This is a genomic window from Singulisphaera sp. GP187, from assembly GCF_900129635.1.
GTDB lineage: Bacteria > Planctomycetota > Planctomycetia > Isosphaerales > Isosphaeraceae > Singulisphaera.
Genome location: NZ_FSRB01000001.1, coordinates 3,234,014 through 3,250,544, shown reverse-complemented (window position 1 = coordinate 3,250,544; position 16,531 = coordinate 3,234,014). Strand labels below are relative to the sequence as shown.

The 16,531-nt window shown below is 64.5% G+C and carries 11 protein-coding genes; 3 read left to right on the top strand and 8 right to left on the bottom strand.

The genetic code is table 11. The features are described from left to right. Positions 1 to 182: 182 nt before the first annotated feature. The 3 genes from BUS42_RS12745 to BUS42_RS12735 all read right to left on the bottom strand — a co-directional run bounded on the left by BUS42_RS12745 (position 183) and on the right by BUS42_RS12735 (position 3,965). Entirely contained in the window at positions 183 to 584 is a 402-nt protein-coding gene (locus BUS42_RS12745; RefSeq protein ID WP_074307234.1) for a hypothetical protein, read from the bottom strand. A 105-nt stretch (positions 585 to 689) separates the two neighbouring features. Then, positions 690 to 2,825, bottom strand: coding sequence for a polymorphic toxin-type HINT domain-containing protein (locus BUS42_RS12740; protein WP_074310997.1), 2,136 nt, complete (start codon positions 2,823 to 2,825; stop codon positions 690 to 692). Between the two features lie 243 nt (positions 2,826 to 3,068). Then, complete coding sequence (locus BUS42_RS12735; protein ID WP_074307233.1) at positions 3,069 to 3,965, bottom strand: HD domain-containing protein; 897 nt, start codon at positions 3,963 to 3,965, stop codon at positions 3,069 to 3,071. 519 nt (positions 3,966 to 4,484) lie between these two features. Here BUS42_RS12735 and BUS42_RS12730 point away from each other — a divergent pair. The 3 genes from BUS42_RS12730 to BUS42_RS45075 all read left to right on the top strand — a co-directional run bounded on the left by BUS42_RS12730 (position 4,485) and on the right by BUS42_RS45075 (position 9,742). Further along, a complete protein-coding gene (locus BUS42_RS12730) occupies positions 4,485 to 5,495 on the top strand; it encodes a DUF1559 domain-containing protein (protein WP_074307232.1) in 1,011 nt (336 codons plus the stop codon). A gap of 417 nt (positions 5,496 to 5,912) precedes the next feature. Further along, a complete protein-coding gene (locus BUS42_RS12725) occupies positions 5,913 to 8,981 on the top strand; it encodes a serine/threonine-protein kinase (protein ID WP_254053470.1) in 3,069 nt (1,022 codons plus the stop codon). A gap of 32 nt (positions 8,982 to 9,013) precedes the next feature. Next, entirely contained in the window at positions 9,014 to 9,742 is a 729-nt protein-coding gene (locus BUS42_RS45075; protein WP_254053469.1) for a hypothetical protein, read from the top strand. Positions 9,743 to 10,321: 579 nt separating this feature from the next. On the opposite strand, the gene BUS42_RS12720 is transcribed toward BUS42_RS45075, so the two are convergent. From BUS42_RS12720 to obgE, 5 genes are all read right to left on the bottom strand, one after another. Continuing rightward, on the bottom strand, positions 10,322 to 11,983 hold the full coding sequence (locus tag BUS42_RS12720; protein ID WP_074307231.1) for a S8/S53 family peptidase: 1,662 nt from the start codon (positions 11,981 to 11,983) through the stop codon (positions 10,322 to 10,324). 47 nt (positions 11,984 to 12,030) lie between these two features. Further along, entirely contained in the window at positions 12,031 to 12,624 is a 594-nt protein-coding gene (locus BUS42_RS12715; protein WP_074307230.1) for a hypothetical protein, read from the bottom strand. A gap of 459 nt (positions 12,625 to 13,083) precedes the next feature. Next, the gene (locus tag BUS42_RS12710) at positions 13,084 to 14,310 is read right to left on the bottom strand and encodes a GTPase (RefSeq protein ID WP_074307229.1); all 1,227 of its coding nucleotides are present in this window, start codon (positions 14,308 to 14,310) and stop codon (positions 13,084 to 13,086) included. A 375-nt stretch (positions 14,311 to 14,685) separates the two neighbouring features. Beyond that, a complete protein-coding gene (locus tag BUS42_RS12705) occupies positions 14,686 to 15,459 on the bottom strand; it encodes a type III pantothenate kinase (protein WP_074307228.1) in 774 nt (257 codons plus the stop codon). 5 nt (positions 15,460 to 15,464) lie between these two features. Beyond that, the gene (gene obgE / locus BUS42_RS12700; RefSeq protein ID WP_074307227.1) at positions 15,465 to 16,505 is read right to left on the bottom strand and encodes a GTPase ObgE; all 1,041 of its coding nucleotides are present in this window, start codon (positions 16,503 to 16,505) and stop codon (positions 15,465 to 15,467) included. Positions 16,506 to 16,531: the final 26 nt, after the last annotated feature.

The window sequence follows — 16,531 nt, the reverse complement described above, 5'->3', positions numbered from 1 at the left end:
GTATAAGAAGGGCTTGCTTGTAAGCAAGAGGTGAGGGAGGAATGCGGACGACAATAAAATTGATAAAAAACAACAACTGTAAATTGATTGATTTGGCAAATGATGGTGAAATAACAATTTGGATCGTTCTGCAGATTGGTGGGAAATGGGGCCGATTCCTGCCCTTCAGAGCGATACCAAGCTTAACTGGGAATAGTGGATTGAGGTTTTGCACCGGTCCGGATGTAGCCGGATGGTCCGACGTCACGTGCTATCAGGTCGCTGGGGCGTCGGGTATCGACCGACCGGCCGTAACCGCCTCGCAGGCCGAGGAGGATGTGGCCGCTGAAGACCGCAACCGGCACCGTGCCCAGGAGCAGGCAGGTCAGCGCGTGCGCCCGCCCTGGTCCGAGGATCAGCCGACGCGTGGCGGCCCCCGCCAGGAGGACCGAGGCGACCGCCAGTGCGGTCAACAAGGCCGACACCGGCAGGTAATGCGGGTGCCCGGCGCGTCCGCGCACCATCGCCGCCAGCAGTGCGAGCAAACCGAGCCAGAAAGCCCAGACCGCGACGGCCAGTCGGGAAAGCCGGCCAGTCCGCCTCATGAACGATGCCCCCGATCGCCCTGACAGAAGTGCCGTTCAACGCACGCTGATTCTGTCAGGGACGATTGTCGGAGGCAAGAGGGGGCGGCGACAGCAGGCCGAGAATCAGGGCGCGCTCACGGCGAGTGCCGCGAGTTTCGGCGGGGCGTCGAATGGGGCCGTCACTGGCTTCACCAGGCTATTGTCATGGGCCAAGGTGCCCGCCGCGCCGACGAAGAAACTGGCTCCCTCGGCGACTTGAAGGTTGAAGACCGGCTGGACCTGGTCGGTCACGACCGACTGGACTCGCGCCGTGCCGTTGAGGGTGCGGAGCGGATCGCCGGGCTGCAAGTCGCGGGCCATGACCCAGCCTTGCCCCGCCTTCCAGAACCGGTGGATGGTGGTGGCGACGATCGGCTCCAGTTCGCCTTCGAGCGCGATCCGCAAGGTCGCTCCAGGGGGGTTGTGGAGGACGACCAGCACGGGCTGATAGCTCAGCGCCCCGGTCTGCACGTCCTGAGTCAGGACCTGGTCGCCCACCTGGATCGTCTCGATCGGCCGCGGGCCGGCCAGGGTGCGGACCGGTGTTCCCGCCTTGAAGCAATTATGGTGGAATTGGGCGCCGCCGGGTGAGAACGTGCTGGAGACCGACGTCGTGGTCGACGACGGACCGCTCTGCTTCAGGGTCGGTGTGGCAACCCCCTCGGGGATGTAGCCAAGCGGAATATTCTCCACGAATGTCGGCACCGGCTGGGACTGCGGCGACTTGTACGCATAGCCGAGTTGGTCGACCCACCACCCGGTCCAGGACTGGGGATCCTCGCCGAAGTCTTCTCCCGTCACCCCCCGAAGGACCTGGGTCGCCCGATCGTTGAGGCGGCCGACGACGGCGTTGTAGTCGTCGACGACCTGGATGTCGTTGCGCTGTTGCTGCCGGGCAATGAGTGCCGCCGTCTGGTATTGGAGCATCAGTTGACCGATCGGGATCTGGATCGAGTAGTCGACGGGCGTGGTTGTGGTCTCGGTGGTCGTCGTTGACCGGCTCGCGCCCACGGTGAACCGTCGAGGATTGAGGCCGGCACGTTGGACGGCGGCGACCACCGCCGCGGGGGCGGGACCGAGGTTCCCCTGAGACTCAAATCGGCTCACCTGTTTGGTCTCGATCGTTGAGCCGAGGAAGCGCTGAATGACCGGCAACCCGGCCGGGTCGTAGGTGACCAATTCACCGGGGAAGAGCGGGATGTTGGGCATCGGCGGCGGGGCGTAGAGCCGCTGGACGTTGAACCGCTCTCCTGCGACGAACAGGACTCCGGGCGCGCCCGGCCCGCCGACCGGTCGAACCTCGTACTTGACCCGTTTGCGCAACAGGGCGATGACCGAGGCGAGGTACTCGCGCGTGTCGCGGCCCCGGAGCGTCTCGGTCGCCGAGCGGCGCACTTCCGCCGAGTCGCTGAAGACGGCCAGGAGCGCCAGGTCGCGCGAGGCCCGGGACGTATCGATCTGGCCGAGCAGTTGTACGGCCCTGGCCTGGCCCCGCTCATTGCCGCTCCCCTCGACGAAGACCGCCCAGATCGACGGGACGGCGTAGGGGTCGGTCACCGCCGCGAGCGCCCGCTCGGCCTCTTCCCACTTGGTCTTATCCGTCAGAGCGTTGCGCCACCGGGTCAGCAGGGGTTTCCAGCGTGCATCGCCCTTCTTCTGGGCTTCCCGCTCCTCCTTCTCGGCGGCGATTTGCGTCTCGGTCATCCAGCGCCCTTGGTGCTTCTTGCAGCCGAGGCGTTTCCACGCCGCGTCCCGGCTCGGGTCCAGCCGCACGACGGCCGCGAGGTGGGCCGACGCCTCGGCTTTCAGCCCATGCGCTTCGCACCAGAGCGCCAGCCGCCACTGGGCCTCCGCGGTGTGGGCCGCCTGCTCGCGCCTGGCGTTGTATTCCGCCAACGCGGCGTTGAGCGCGGGATCGTTTTTGACGTGCTCACCCACCGTCTCGGGTCGTTGCCAGCGGCCTCGGTAGGCCACCAGGCCCATCAGACCGCGCGCCATCGCGTGGGACGGGTCGTTCAAGACGGCCAGGGCCAGGTGCCGGACCCGCTCGGCCTGAAGGCCGTGCGCTTCGCACCAGAGCGCCAGCCTGACGTGGGCGTCGGGGTCGTGCCCCACTCCGGCCTTCGCGGTTTCGTACGCGGCAAAATCAGGAGCCGTGAGGGTTTCCCCTCCGGGACCGGCCGTGAGCAGGGCGGATCCGAGCAACAGCGTGGAGATCATGGCGATCGCTCCGAAGTTCGGTGAGAGCGAGTCAGCGAGCACGGAACGAAAGTCAATCCCGAGGAAGCAAGTCGGCTCGAGATCGACTCCGCCACGGACAGCCTGCTCTCAATGGAGAGTCTGGGGGTGGGGAGCAAACCTAACGAAGAAAACCCAGATTCTGTGCCGATTCTCAGCGGACGCCCGGCTCAAGAGGTCGTCGAACGCGTCTGATTTCGGGGAGGACGAGGTGGGTCGGCCGCTTCAGTGCAGTTCCGAAAGTTTTCGGTAGGAGGCGCCGACCTGAACCGGAGGGTCGAGCCAGCGGGTCTTGGGAATGACTCGGGGGGTGTAGCCTTCGAGCCGCTCGGGACGGAAGCAGACAATGCGGTCGAGCTTCTCGGCGATCAGCGGGTTGGCCGAGGCCTCCAGAATCGCCATCACCGAGGCGTCGTCGCGGAGCAGGTCGTCCTTCCGCAACAGGCCGATCCGTAACGCTTCGCGAAGGGCATCGGCAAATTCATTATAGATATAAGCTTCGGTAGGGCTCGCCCACCAGTCGCGATTCATCCGGGCATAGGCCGCGGTGGCTTCGCGGGCGACCTCCGCGTTGGTGAACACGATGGTCCGGTCGATCACGGTGAGATGGGCGAGGAAGCGAGCCACCGTCTCAGGCGCGGCTGCGCCACAGGCCAGGCCGTCGCGAAAGAAGTAGTCGAGCCGATCGGCGCAGAGCCAGGGGAGCGGCCGTTCCAAAAGCGGATAGATCGAGTCGTCGTAGAACTCGGCCGGCCTGTACCCGAGGGTTTTCAGTGCGGCCACGAGGTCGGGTCGTTCGAGAAATTCGGGTTTGAGCCCTTCATGATGATCCTGCTCGACCGAGGAAACAATGAAATCGACCGCATGGGAAAAGGCGGTGTGCGAGATGTCGTGGAGCAGGCCGGCCACCTGCTCGCGGCGATCGGCGCCGAGGCGTCGCAAGAGGAGGTAAACCCCCAGGCTATGCTCGCTCCGGGTCACTTTCTTGAAGGGAAAGGCGTACGCCGAGGGGCCCGCCTGCTTGATTCCCCGCAAGCGTTGGAAGGTGGGGCATGCGATCAAGGCGACCACGTCCGGGTCATCGATCGTCACCTCGCCGTAAACCCTGTCAATCAGATGCATCAAAACCTCTTGGTGGGTCAGCGCGACGAGCGGCCGGGACGTCGCCTGGTCCCATTATGAGGATCGGTTGAATAGGATGCGAGACCAACGAGGGGGAACCGCCCCGTCCCCACTCCCGACCGGAAAGCCCCGCCCGTACCGCACCCATGGGTGAGTTCCCCTCGACCGCGATCGCCCCAAAAAAGTTCCACCCGCGCATTGACTTGTCGGGACCAGCTTGGCACACTGAGTTCGGCTATGAGACTGAGTCTCAATTCGGCTCGCGGTTGAAAAGGCGAGCTCCCCCGTTGAGATGAGAGTCAAGCCTTTCGCTGCAGGGTGAGTTTCCTCCCACCGACTCCGCTTGCTCGGGACGATGGCTGGCAGGTGTCGCCTCGTTTCGCTTTGACAGATTCTTTGAGACTGGGCTTTGTCCCGGTGGTCGCTCTCGGGATGTCAGACGAATCCCATTGGGGACTTCTCGCTGATCCCTCGAGCTTACTTCACCCGGTGATACGGCAAAATTTGGAGCCATGTTTCATGCGACGTTCCGGTTCACGAGCGTTCACTCTCATCGAGTTGTTGGTGGTGATCGCGATCATTGCGGTCCTGATCGCGTTGCTCTTGCCCGCGGTCCAGGCAGCTCGTGAGGCGGCTCGCCGCATTCAATGCACGAACAATCTCAAGCAACTTGGCCTGGCGCTGGCCAACTACGAGGGGTCGCAGAGTGTGCTTCCCCCCTCGGTCGTGGTGGCGAATAACGGGGCCGGTTTCTGGTCGAACGGCTGGAGTGCCCATGCTCGTCTGCTGCCCTACATCGAGCAGGCCTCGTCGTTCAACTCGATCAATTTTACCTTTGCCTACTCGATCGCCGACAACACGACCGTGGCTCGGCTTACGATCGCTGGCTTCATCTGCCCGAGCGAAGTGCGTCCCGAGCCCAAGACGTCGGCCACGAGCCAATACGGGGTGGCGAACTACAACTGGAACGTGGGCGACTGGTACGTTTTCGGCGGGATCGGCACGTCCGGGAATCGCGGCGCATTCGGGGCCAACCGGAGCCGGCGCCTGGCCGACTTCACCGACGGCCTGAGCAATACGGTCGTGGCCTCGGAAGTCAAAACCTATCAGGGCGTGCTCTCGTCGTGCACGATCGCGTCCGTGCTGGAACCGAATAAGATTCCTTCTCCCAATGCCGACCCCTACTCGGCCGTGCCTGAGTATACGTCGGGTTGCACCTTGAAACTGACCGCACACGCCGAGTGGGTTGACGGTGCGGCACTCGAAACCGGGTTCACGACCGCCTGGCCGCCGAACAAGGTCATCAAAGGGGGCTCGCCCCCCATCGACGTCGATCTCGTCGGCGTGGGCGAGAAGAGTGGCGGCCCCACTTACGCGGCGATCATCTCCCGGAGCTACCACCCCGGCGGCGTGAATTCGCTCTTCGGCGACGGCTCTGTTCGGTTCATGAAGAGCACGGTGAATGGAACGACCTGGCGTGCCCTCGGTTCGGTCGGGTCGGGTGAAGTCATTAGCGCCGATTCTTACTGAGACACGGTCTCCGTTGCGGTCAGGATGAACCAGCAGGGCGAGCGCCCCGATCCGCCAACCGAGCGGACCTGGGCTCTTGCCATTTTTTTTGGGTGTTTCTGAATCAATTATCGCCGCGAGGGGAGTGCTCATTCCGGCCGGTCGGATGCGAAATCCGCACGGTTCGCAGGCCGGCGACGCGGTCGGCCTGCGCGAGCTTGGCCCCACTCGACCCCGCTCACGGGAACAGCCAAGCGAATGGTTCGGCACGCGTCGATACGGTACAACTCGATTGACATCGTCGATCGCGATCCCCTATAGTTTGGGGGGATCGACGCGATTGCATGCTCCTTTCTTACCGCGTCTCCTCCGCGACCCGCGTGCTGCAACGGATGTGCCGCAACGTTTGAATTTTCCCGTTCACGAGAGAACCGGCTGATGCAGGAACCCGAGCCGTTCCTACCTCCCGAGCGCTCCGACCCTACCAGCTTGTGGCAGGCTCCCGGATCGACGCCCAAGCCGGGACGGGGGGACCAGACCCAGCCGACCGTTCTCAGCGGATCGACCGCGCACCGGATGCGGGTGCTGGGGGCCGTCACGCCGGCCACGCTCCCGCTGCCTGGTGAGCACATTGATTCCTTTGAGCTCGAGGACGCGATCGGCGTCGGTGGTATGGGGGCGGTCTTCCGCGCGCTCGACGCGCGGCTCGATCGTCATGTCGCCTTGAAGATTCTTCCTCCCGAGCAGGCGGGCGATTCGGAAGTTGTCCAACGGTTTTATCAAGAAGGGCGCGCCGCCGCCCGGCTCGATAACGAGAATATCGCGCGGGTCTACACGATCGGCCACGACGATCGGTATCACTATATCGCCTTCGAGTACATCGAAGGCACGACGATCCGCCAGCGGGTCGAGCGCAACGGTCCGCTCCCGATCAGCGAAGCGATCAACTTTACGTTGCAGATCGCCGGCGCCCTGGTGCATGCCTCCGAACGCGGGGTCGTTCATCGCGACATCAAGCCGTCGAACATCATCGTCACTCCCCAAGGGCGAGCCAAACTCGTCGACATGGGGTTGGCCCGCCGGTTCGAGCGCGGGGGCGACGACGGCCTGACCCAGAGCGGAATGACCCTGGGCACGTTCGACTACATCAGCCCTGAACAGGCCCGCGACCCACGTGACGTCGACGTCCGGAGCGATCTTTATTCGCTCGGGTGCACGCTTTTTCACATGCTTACGGGGCGACCTCCCTTCCCCGATGGAACGGTGCTTCAGAAGCTGCTCCAGCATCAGGAGGACCAGCCTCCCGACGTGCGCGAGCTCAACCCGGACGTTCCTCAGGACCTGGCGAGCATTCTTGTCAAGTTGATGGCCAAGGATCGCGACCGGCGGTATCAGACGCCCGAGCAACTCGTCCGCGACTTGCTGACCGTCGCCGGGGCGCTCGGGTTGCGGTCGGTGAGCCCCGAGGGCTTGGTCTGGATGTCCGCCGCGCGTCCGCCCGGCTGGGAGCGGCACCTGGTCTGGGGGCTGCCCGCCGTCGCGCTCGCGCTGGTCGTCCTGGGCCTGGTCTGGTGGGGCCAAGAGGCTGGTCTTCCCCACGCGCGTCCCACGGCCGAGGGGGACGGGAAGTTGGCCGGCACCGCCGGGGTGCGTCGGCCGTCGAATCCGTCGCAGCCGCCGGTTTCGCCGACTCCCGCCGGTCCCACGGAGGCTGCGGCTCTGGTGGCGGCCGAGGGGGCGGATCCGCGGCCGCGCGAGCTCACGGTCGATTCCGGTGATGACCTCCTCAAGGTTCTGGCGAACGCGCCGCCACGATCGATCGTGGTCCTAGCCGACGATGGACCCTATCTGATCGGCGATCGGGGGGAGGATCTTTCCACGCTCCGGCTGCTCCAACGCGACCTGATCCTCAAGGCGGGGCCACGGGCTCATCCCGAGATTCGCCTCGCGCACGGGACCGACGCGTCGAGCGACGCCCCCGCGGCGCTCTTCGACTTCGTCGGCGGACGCGTCACCCTGGAGGGACTCGTTTTTATCCTCGAGCCGGGCGACCGGGAGGACTCGCTCGCGGCGGTTCGCACCCAGGATACGGAACTGACGGTGCGCCGCTGCCTGTTCCGAAGACGAGGGGAGCGGCTCTGGTGGGGACGACTCGCCGCGCTCGAGGCGAGAGGGAACTGGTCGAGTAGTGAACGCCCCTCCGCGGTCACGATGAGCGGCTGTCACTTCGACGGTGGGCAAGTGGGCGTTCTGGCCAGCGGGCCGGCCGACATCACCCTCCGTGACTGCACGATGGCGGGCACCGACCCCGCGGTCTGGTTTGAAAACGGCAAAGCCTCGAGGCCGGTGCAGGCCGAGCTCCGGCTCCAACACGTCAGCATCGCCGCCGGCGAAGGACCAATCTTCCGGTTCGAGGGAACCGCGCCTCGGATTCGAATCGACGATTCTTTGATGGCCCCGGCACGGGATGGCGAGGCCACCTTGGTCTCCACCGACAATCCGGCCAATCTTGATTGGCGAGGTCGGAGTAACCTCTACAGCAGGATCGGCATTTTTCTGCAGCCGACGGGCTCGCGGCCCCCGCGCGAGCCGATCCGGGACTGGTCGACCTGGGAGGGTTCGTCGGCGGATCTCCGTGAGTCGGACTCGGTCACCGGACGTGCCCGGGTCTGGGAGGAAGCGGATCCCGTCCAGGCGTCTTCACGCGACGTTCAGAATCCGATGCGGGCGTTCCGTCTCCTTGCGACCCACGCGGGATCGCCCGCTCTGGGGGCGCGTCTCGATCCGGCGGGAGCGACGGCCTCAGGTATCAAGGTCGTCACCAACGTGCCTGACATGCGTCGCGAGTCCTCGTCGCCCGGCATCCGCCGCGACCCGCCCGCTTCGACGAAGCCTGATCTCCCGGTCCCGGCGCCGAGTCAAACGGCTGACCCACCACCCACCCGGCCGTCGACCAGCCCCACCACGGTTTCGACGGAGATCGCTTCGGGCTCAAAGCCCAAGCTCAACCTGAGCGGGATGCCCGAGATTCCCCTGATGCCCCCCATGGATCAGGAGCCGATGCCGATTCGAACCGGCAATGGATCGGAACCGCGGCCGGTGGACGAGGCGAGCCCCGCGGTCGTGGTCCCGAAACCGAATCCCGCGGAGTCCGACTCAGCGATTTTGCGAACGGCCGATCAGTTCCTCAACGCCTTGAACCAGCCGGGCGCCATGGGGGGCACGCTCCGGCTGGCGGCCGACGCCGACTGGGAACTGCCCAGGGCCACGATCCGAGGCAATGTGCGATGGGTCTTGCGGGCTGAGCCGGGAACGACTCGGCCGCGGATTCGCTTCCGCCCCTCGCCGGCCGACCCCAAGACGCCGACGGCCCGGTCGGTCTGGATGGAGCTGCACTCGGGATCGCTCCAACTGGATGGGATCGATCTCGTTCTGGCTCAGGAGGATGCGCCTCGGATTGGTCGCTGGGCCGTGTTTGGAGTCTGGGGGGGGCCGACCTCGGTTTGACTCACTGCACGGTTACGGTCGAGGGGGATGAGGTGGATTCGGCGATCATCGTGATTCCGGCGGATGAGAACGAGGCCGAGGAAGGGGTCGTCGGCGCTGAACCGTCGGCGGCGGTGATCCGGACCACGGACAGCTTGCTTCGCTCGGGGGGCGATGTGGTCGACGTGGCCGCCGGGCATCGGCTCGAGCTGGAGTTGGACAATATGGTCGTTTCGGCCGGCGGGAGTCTCGTCCACGCGCATGGTCTTCCTCGGGGAGTGACCTCCGAACCGATTCGGATCTCACTGACTCAGGTGACCGCGCGGACGGCCGGGGGACTCGTTCAACTTGAGAGTGCAGGGGGGGAGCCCGAACTGCCGATCGCCGACGTTCGCGTCCGCGACTCGATCCTCGCCACCACGTCCAAAGGGGCGCCTTTGTTTCGGGTGGATGGTCAGGATTCGCTTTCGGCCCTGCGTGACCGCATCAAGTGGGAAGGGCATGGCGTCGCCTATCACCAGATCAATGCCTACCGCCGTGACCAGTCCGCGCAGGTCGGTTCGGTGCCTACGATCTACGATCGCTCGTCGTGGGTGGTCGCGATCGGCACCAAAGAGGCCGATCCGTTCCACGGGGATGTCAAGTTTCTCCAGGATTGGGATCCGGAACGGACCGCCTGGACCCTCAACCGCGATGACGTTCGGCTGGCGCGCGATAGCCCCTCGCCTCGCGCGGGGGCCGACCTCGATACGATTCCAAACGTGGCGCCCAGCGAGCCCTGAGACTTAATCTCGAATCGTTTGAATCCTTGCAGACTCAATGTCCTCATGGTTTTGTGCTGTTTGAAGGTCGAGCTCTTAAATGGTGGGTTATGTTTCCCCTCCGGGAATCATTGGGCCTTCCACGATCTCCTGTTTGGTAATGCTGATATTGTGATGCGAGGTTCTTGTGCGTGCCAGCCCCGAAATGGCGAGCGTCAGAGCCGGCCTACGCGTTTGACGATCGCCCCTTCGGGCCGCAAGGCACCCGCAAACCGGTGAACGCTTCACGGTAATCGCTCGAAATCACCAGTCTTGTGCCGCCTGATAACCTGGAAGACGGACCACTTCGTTCGTGATCTGGTGCCACACGATGCCTCGAGCCGCCGATCCCGCCTTGGAACTCCTCTGACGACGACTGGACGCTGTCGCCGCGTTACCGGGTTTTTCGCACGGGTCCATCAACCCGGTGCCGTTGCCAAAGTGTCAACCGAGCCAGCCCATGCGAAGGCCCAAAGACAGGGAGCGTGAGCTCCCTGTCTTCCGACTGACGAACAGCCCCCGGTCACGTGGCGACAGTCTCGTGAATGGCCCTATATCGTCCTATTTGTCGATCTCCCCGTAGCCGGTCCTCGGGTTCCAGGCCGGCAGTTTCGCGACCGAGAAAACCTCGCGGGCGAGATCATCGAGCGTGGCGCACTTGGCGGCCAAGGGCGGTGAGAGGACGTTGGCGGCGTCGGCGGCGGCGCGGGGGCACGCGTAACTTGTCCCCATCCTCCCTCCCCGCCTGTATTGGACGAGGTGCGCCAGGCGGGGGGCCGATACTGGAGTATGACTCCCATAGTCGCCGACCGGGCCGCGTGAGGAGCGGGCCCAGGGCTTATTCGTCCCAGTGATACCCGAGACGCAGAGCACCTCGGGAGCACTGGCAGGTACACAGATCGTGCCCGATGATCCGCCCTCGATAAATGCGCTCTGCGACCCGCCGCCGACGACGATCCATGCTCCGACAGTGATGTCGACCGTGCTCTCCAGGGTGAACTCGATGTCGAGCGTTGGGAGCGCCGCGCCCCCCGCATTGCTCAGGGCCAGGGCCGCGCAATTCATGTTCCCTTTGCATCGGGCGTGCATCAGCGTCTCGCAGAGGACGCCGGTCGGTGAGGCGGCCGCTCGAGTCATCGTCGTCTTCGGCCGCGACGAGTTGATGCGGACCGGCGTGGCGAAAACCGGCTTCCCACTCCGCTCTGACACCGCAGCCGCAATCGAGAGCGCGGCGCCGGTGATCTCTTCCCACCAGAACTCTACGAGGAGCTCCGGGCCGTGGGAGGGCCCGGTCTGGAGACGGAGGAAGTCGCGGAGGTCGGCCGTTAACTCGAGACGTCCGGCGATGCCGCTCAGGCCATCGTTGCCGGCGGCGGCGTGGAAATAGCGGGAGGAAGACGGCGAGAAGTGGCTGGCGATATACTCCTCCAGCGGCGAGTCGCCGTTGTGCGGCCCGACATGCGTACCGAGCGACATCGTGATGACGGCCGGCTCGGAATGTTTCTTGATCGCGAGCAAGAGGTCGTCGAGGGCATCGAGCAGCTCGACGGCTCCGGCGTGCTTGAAGCACGTGCTCCCGACCGGCGCGGTCGGCGGCGTGAAGAGCGAGGCGAGGAATCGCGTTTGGGAGATCTTTCCGTGGCCGTCGAGCCGCTCAAGGAGAATCTTAAGAACCGCCAGGGCGTGGTCCGACATCTCCAGGTCGGTGGTCCGGGCGTGGACTAGCTTCCCCCCGAAGTCCTCCGGAGAGCTCCCGTGAACAGTCTTGCCGCTGTCGACCATCGCCACGGTGACTGCGACGGTCCCGGTCGCCGCGTTTTTGATCAGACTCTGGCAGTCGGAGACGAGCGTGCCCCCAGACGACTGTCTTTTGACCCGAGTCCCGAGGTCTACGTACTCCTGCTTGGCCGCAACCTCTTTCCGGTCGCGCATGAAGCCGACAAGCAGGTCCACCGGGAGCCGCCCCCAGAAGAAGGAGCCCGCGGGTGAATCGGAGTGGGAGATGCGAATTCGGTCGCCGAAGTAGTCCAACGCCGTCGCCGGGTTCGACGTCCGGGCGACGACCGGAATCTCGGGGTTCGTTGGGGATGGGAACCGTTGGAGCGATTCGTGCAGCCGGTCGATGAGCTCCCCCATCCCAGCATACGATTTGTCGCTCCGCAAGTGCTCCGAAGTGGCCCAGACGCTGTGGAGCACCATCGAAACAAGACTCGGGGTGATCATCGGCCGCCTCCCGATCGAGGGCCCGTGACGATGGAGATGACGCCGGATCAGGCCGTGTCCTTGAGGACTAAATGCCGCGACTTGAAGCGAAGCGTGTCGCCCTTCTCGTCGATCCAATCCTTGTTCCGGAGCACTTCAAGCAGGTCTTCGAATTTCTCGTCAGTTTCGAGGGTCTGCTCGAGCTCGTCGATCATCGGCTTGGAGATAAAGATATACCACGGCAGGACTTGCTCGCCGCCAAGGCGAATGAAGTCTTGGAGGTTCTTCTTGAATTCGCCGACCGGGATCCCTTCCTCGGAGCGGGAGAGGACCACGCAGGCAACGTACTCCGCGCCGCCCATGTGCTCGCGCAGGGCGTCGAGCGTGGCGACGACGAGCGTGAAAGCATCGGAGGCGAGGCCCATCAACGTCGCTGGTGAAAGGTCGCCGGTGAGCTTGATCTTCTCGGCGGTAAAGTAGATCTTCGCCGTCGTCCAGGCTGCCTTGAAGGCCTTGGAGACATTGATGCGGAAATTTATCCCGAAGCCGAGCGCCTTATCGTAGTCGGTACCCTCGCCGACCCTCTCGACCGCGTTATGCCAGGCCGTCTGGAGTTCGGCTTGCACGTCTGACGGCAGCGGATCGACCGTCGCGTCGCTCATGGGCGGCACCCTCACTCGGATTCATGATATTGAGAGCCATTCCTCAATTATGACTAGATGAAGTGGCTGATGGCAATGGGCGATCCAGCCTCAGTCGTTCGGGAATTGGGAGTCGAAGGAGCGTCAGGGCGTGACAGCCTCAAGCGACTCCATGAAAATGACTTGTGCCAAACCCATGTCTCACGGAGGGTGCGATGCACATGTCCACCAGCAGCCTGACACCCGCCCAAGTCTTTCGCTACGCCGTTTTGGCATTCCAGCCCCACCTGAAACTTTCCATGCCAAGGGGGTCGCCGCCGCAAGGATCAATCAGTTCCCTGACCGACACCTGCCAGCGACTTCGCGGTGTCCCCGACGAGCATGTCGTCGCAATCCGAAGTGATCCCAGGGCGGGCCGACGTGGGGAGTGGTGGCAATCGGAATTGTGCCCCCCCGCTGGAAATCTCGAGCGCTTACACTTCACGTGCATGACGATTCTGCCCCGCTCTCGCTCGAAGGCCGAGGAGAACGGTCGGGCAAGGGGGCGAGGAGTTCTCCGAGAGCCTGCCTCGCCGCCGTGGGATCATTGGCTTCGAGGGCCTTGAGTGCCTGACTGAGGTGTCGCACCTGTCCGGGGCGGAACGGGACGCCGGCTCCGGGGGGAGGCGGTTCGGGGACGAGTCGGCGGGCGATCGCTGAGCCGAGCGGTTCGATCCCGTCGCCACGCTCAGCCGAAACGGACAGGGCCTGAGCCTGGGCCAGGACTTCGGTCTGCTCCGGATCCCAGGCGGCCGGAAGGTCGCATTTATTGACGACGATCAAGGTTTGCTTGTGCGACTCGATGAGCCGGCGGTCGGAATCGGTCAGGGGCTCGGAGCGGTCGAGGACGAGCAAGACTAGGTCGGCTTCTTTCTGCCGGGCGCGGGCCAGGGCGATGCCTGAGGCTTCGATCATGTCGTCCGAGGAGCGAAGCCCCGCCGTATCCGCGAGCTCAACGGGCCAGCCGTCGAGTGCGGTCCGCACGGTGACGACATCACGCGTGGTCCCCGGCGTTGGCGCGACGATCGCCCGTTCGTAGCCAGCCAGGGCGTTGAGGAGCCGGCTCTTGCCGACGTTCGGCCGCCCTGAGAGGACGACGCGCCAGCCTGAGACCAGTCTCAGACCGAGGTCCGAGCGGTGGAGCCACGTTTTCACGGCTTCGGCGCACGACTGCGGATCCGTCCCGAGCCGTTCGATGCAGCCCCGGATTTCGACCTCGAATGCTCCTTGGGCCTGTTCGAGCAAGATCTCGGCCGTCCGGGTCGTCTGCGCCCGCATCAGATCGACGTCGGCCTCAGCCGCGACGGCGGACCGTGAGGCGTGTCGAATCCAGGCCACCGGTTGCCGGCGCTCGGCTCCCTCGGTTTCCAGGGCGTTGACAACCAAGGCCAGCGCCGCCGAACCGCCGTGGCAGTGGATCTCGACCTCAGGCGGGTTCGCTGAGACCACGACGGCCACGACCTCGTCCCCAAGATCCGCTCCGACACGCCCGAACCGCAGCCGGCCCGGAGCCGACTGGGCCAGCGAACTGCCCCGGATCGGGCGAAACGCTCGGTTGGCGACATCGATCGCTTGCGGTCCCCAGACTCGCACGACCGCAATCGCGCCACGCCCCTCGGGGGTCAGGACACAGACGCGGGCGACTGGCGAACGGGGGATTGGGCTCATCGCAACCTCGAGAGAACTCGCGGAGACTCGCTAGGCAAACGGCCTCACCGGAATTGGCCTGAGATTAGGCGAAGGGAATGCTTGGTCGAACCCGAATTTCCCTACTTCGACGTCAATACCGGGGCAAGCATTGAAGAATTTAATCACGAATAACACGAATGGATTTAATAAAAATGATTGATTTTAAAGAGATTGTTGGTTTTGTTTGTTCTGTTGATTTGATTAATTATTCGTGTCATTCGTGTCATTCGTGGTTAAATTCTTTAAATTTTGGCTTATTTGGGACAAGGAGATGGCGATGGGGGCCTGTGCTGTGTCCACTCGACGGGGCGGATCCGAGCCACATCGCGATACGATCGTGAATGGGGTATGGCTTTATAACGGGTTCGGTGAAGGTTTCCATGCGAAGGCCACCTGGGCCAGGCCGTTAAGCACGAGGTCGGGAACGACGACGGCTCCCTCCCAGGCGATTGGGGAGGCGAGGATCGAGGCGTCGCCGCCGGTCCAGACGAGCCAAGGGGTCGGCGTCAGTCCTACGGCTTGTCGCGTGAGCAATTCTCGGATCGCCCCGACGACTCCCCAGAACAGGCCGGCTTCCAGCGCCGGTCGAGTCGACCGACCCCAAGGGGGCGGGGCCTCGCACGGGATAATCAGGGGGAGCTGCGCGGTGAGGAGGTGGAGTGCCCGGGAGGAAAGGGCGAGGCCGGGGGCGATGGCCCCGCCTTGCCAGACGCCGTCAGGGCCAACGCGCTCCACCGTGATCGCCGTCCCGCACGAGACGATCAGCCCGGGGCGTCCGGAGGGGTGCATGGCGACTGCCGCCCCCACCGCGAGCGCCCGGTCGGCCCCTGCGGTCTCAGGCGCATCGAGCTGGTGCCTGGTCGGTACTTCGGCCGCCGAGCGATACCAGGTCGTCTCGCGAATGTTCCGGTCGGCCAGAAAGGCCGCGAACTGCTCCGCGACCGGGGGATTGACGGTAGTGATCGCCCACTCGGAGGAGCGTTGCGCGGGATTCCAGCGCAACCAGGCCCCTGCCCAAGCCTCGGGGTCGTCGTTCGGAAGGGCGAGGGACTCGACCACGTTCCCGGTCCGATCGACGCGGCCCCACTTGAGCCGGGAGTTGCCCAGGTCGGCGACGATGCGAAGCACGACGCTTATCCGTCCTGGTTCTGGTCTGCCGTCTCAAGCGGAGCGTCAGCCGGTTCGGGGATTTCATCCAGGCGGTCGACGAGGTGGTGGATCAGGGCCGGAATTCCCTGCCCGGTCACGGCCGAGATTGAAAGGACGTCACGGCCAATCGCTTCGGCGAACCGGACTCGCGACTCCTCCGCCCCTGTCAGGTCCATCTTGGTCACGACCAGAATCTCCGGTCGATTCGCCAACTCAGGGCTGTAACGCTCGAGTTCCTGGCGGATGGTCCGATAATTGGCGATCGGGTCGGAGCCGTCACTGGGAGCGACGTCCACGAGGTGAACGAGGAGGCGGGTCCGCTCGACATGCCGAAGGAACTCGTGCCCGAGTCCGTGGCCTTCGTGGGCGCCTTCGATCAGCCCTGGGATGTCGGCCACGACGAAACCGTGGTCGGGGCCGGCCTGGACCATTCCGAGGTTGGGATACTTGGTCGTGAACGGGTAGTCGGCGATTTCGGGATGGGCCCGCGAAATCCGCGAGAGCAGGGTCGACTTACCCGCGTTGGGGAGACCGACCAAGCCGATATCGGCGATGACTTTCAGTTCCAGTGAGATCCAACGTTCCTCGCCCGGTAGCCCTTCCTCATGCTGCCGCGGGGCGCGGTTGGTGCTCGACTTGTAGTGCGCGTTGCCGAATCCGCCTCGACCTCCCTGGGCCACGGCCACGAAGTCTCCGACCTCTTTCAGGTCGCGCAGCAGGTGGCCGCGGTCCCGGTCCTTGATGATCGTGCCCGGCGGCACCTCGATCACCTTGTCCTCCGCGCACCGACCCGTACAACCGGAGCCTTGGCCGTGATCACCACGGTCGGCCTTCCAATGCCGCTGGTGCGACAAGTGGGCGAGGTTGGTTATCCCCTGAACGGCGCGGAGGATGACGCTGCCGCCATGTCCTCCGTCGCCACCGTTCGGGCCACCCCGAGGCACGTATTTTTCACGGCGGAAACTCACGCAGCCGTTTCCGCCGTCGCCGCCTCGAACGTAAATCGTCACCCGATCCACAAACATTGCTATTCCCGTCGCAAACGAAAGCC

Coding starts and splice junctions, on each gene's coding strand:
- BUS42_RS12745 (WP_074307234.1), bottom strand. CDS start 584: ATGAGGCGGACTGGCCGGCTTTCCCGACTGGCCGTCGCGGTCTGGGCT.
- BUS42_RS12740 (WP_074310997.1), bottom strand. CDS start 2,825: ATGATCTCCACGCTGTTGCTCGGATCCGCCCTGCTCACGGCCGGTCCC.
- BUS42_RS12735 (WP_074307233.1), bottom strand. CDS start 3,965: ATGCATCTGATTGACAGGGTTTACGGCGAGGTGACGATCGATGACCCG.
- BUS42_RS12730 (WP_074307232.1), top strand. CDS start 4,485: ATGCGACGTTCCGGTTCACGAGCGTTCACTCTCATCGAGTTGTTGGTG.
- BUS42_RS12725 (WP_254053470.1), top strand. CDS start 5,913: ATGCAGGAACCCGAGCCGTTCCTACCTCCCGAGCGCTCCGACCCTACC.
- BUS42_RS12720 (WP_074307231.1), bottom strand. CDS start 11,983: ATGATCACCCCGAGTCTTGTTTCGATGGTGCTCCACAGCGTCTGGGCC.
- BUS42_RS12715 (WP_074307230.1), bottom strand. CDS start 12,624: ATGAGCGACGCGACGGTCGATCCGCTGCCGTCAGACGTGCAAGCCGAA.
- BUS42_RS12710 (WP_074307229.1), bottom strand. CDS start 14,310: ATGAGCCCAATCCCCCGTTCGCCAGTCGCCCGCGTCTGTGTCCTGACC.
- obgE (WP_074307227.1), bottom strand. CDS start 16,505: ATGTTTGTGGATCGGGTGACGATTTACGTTCGAGGCGGCGACGGCGGA.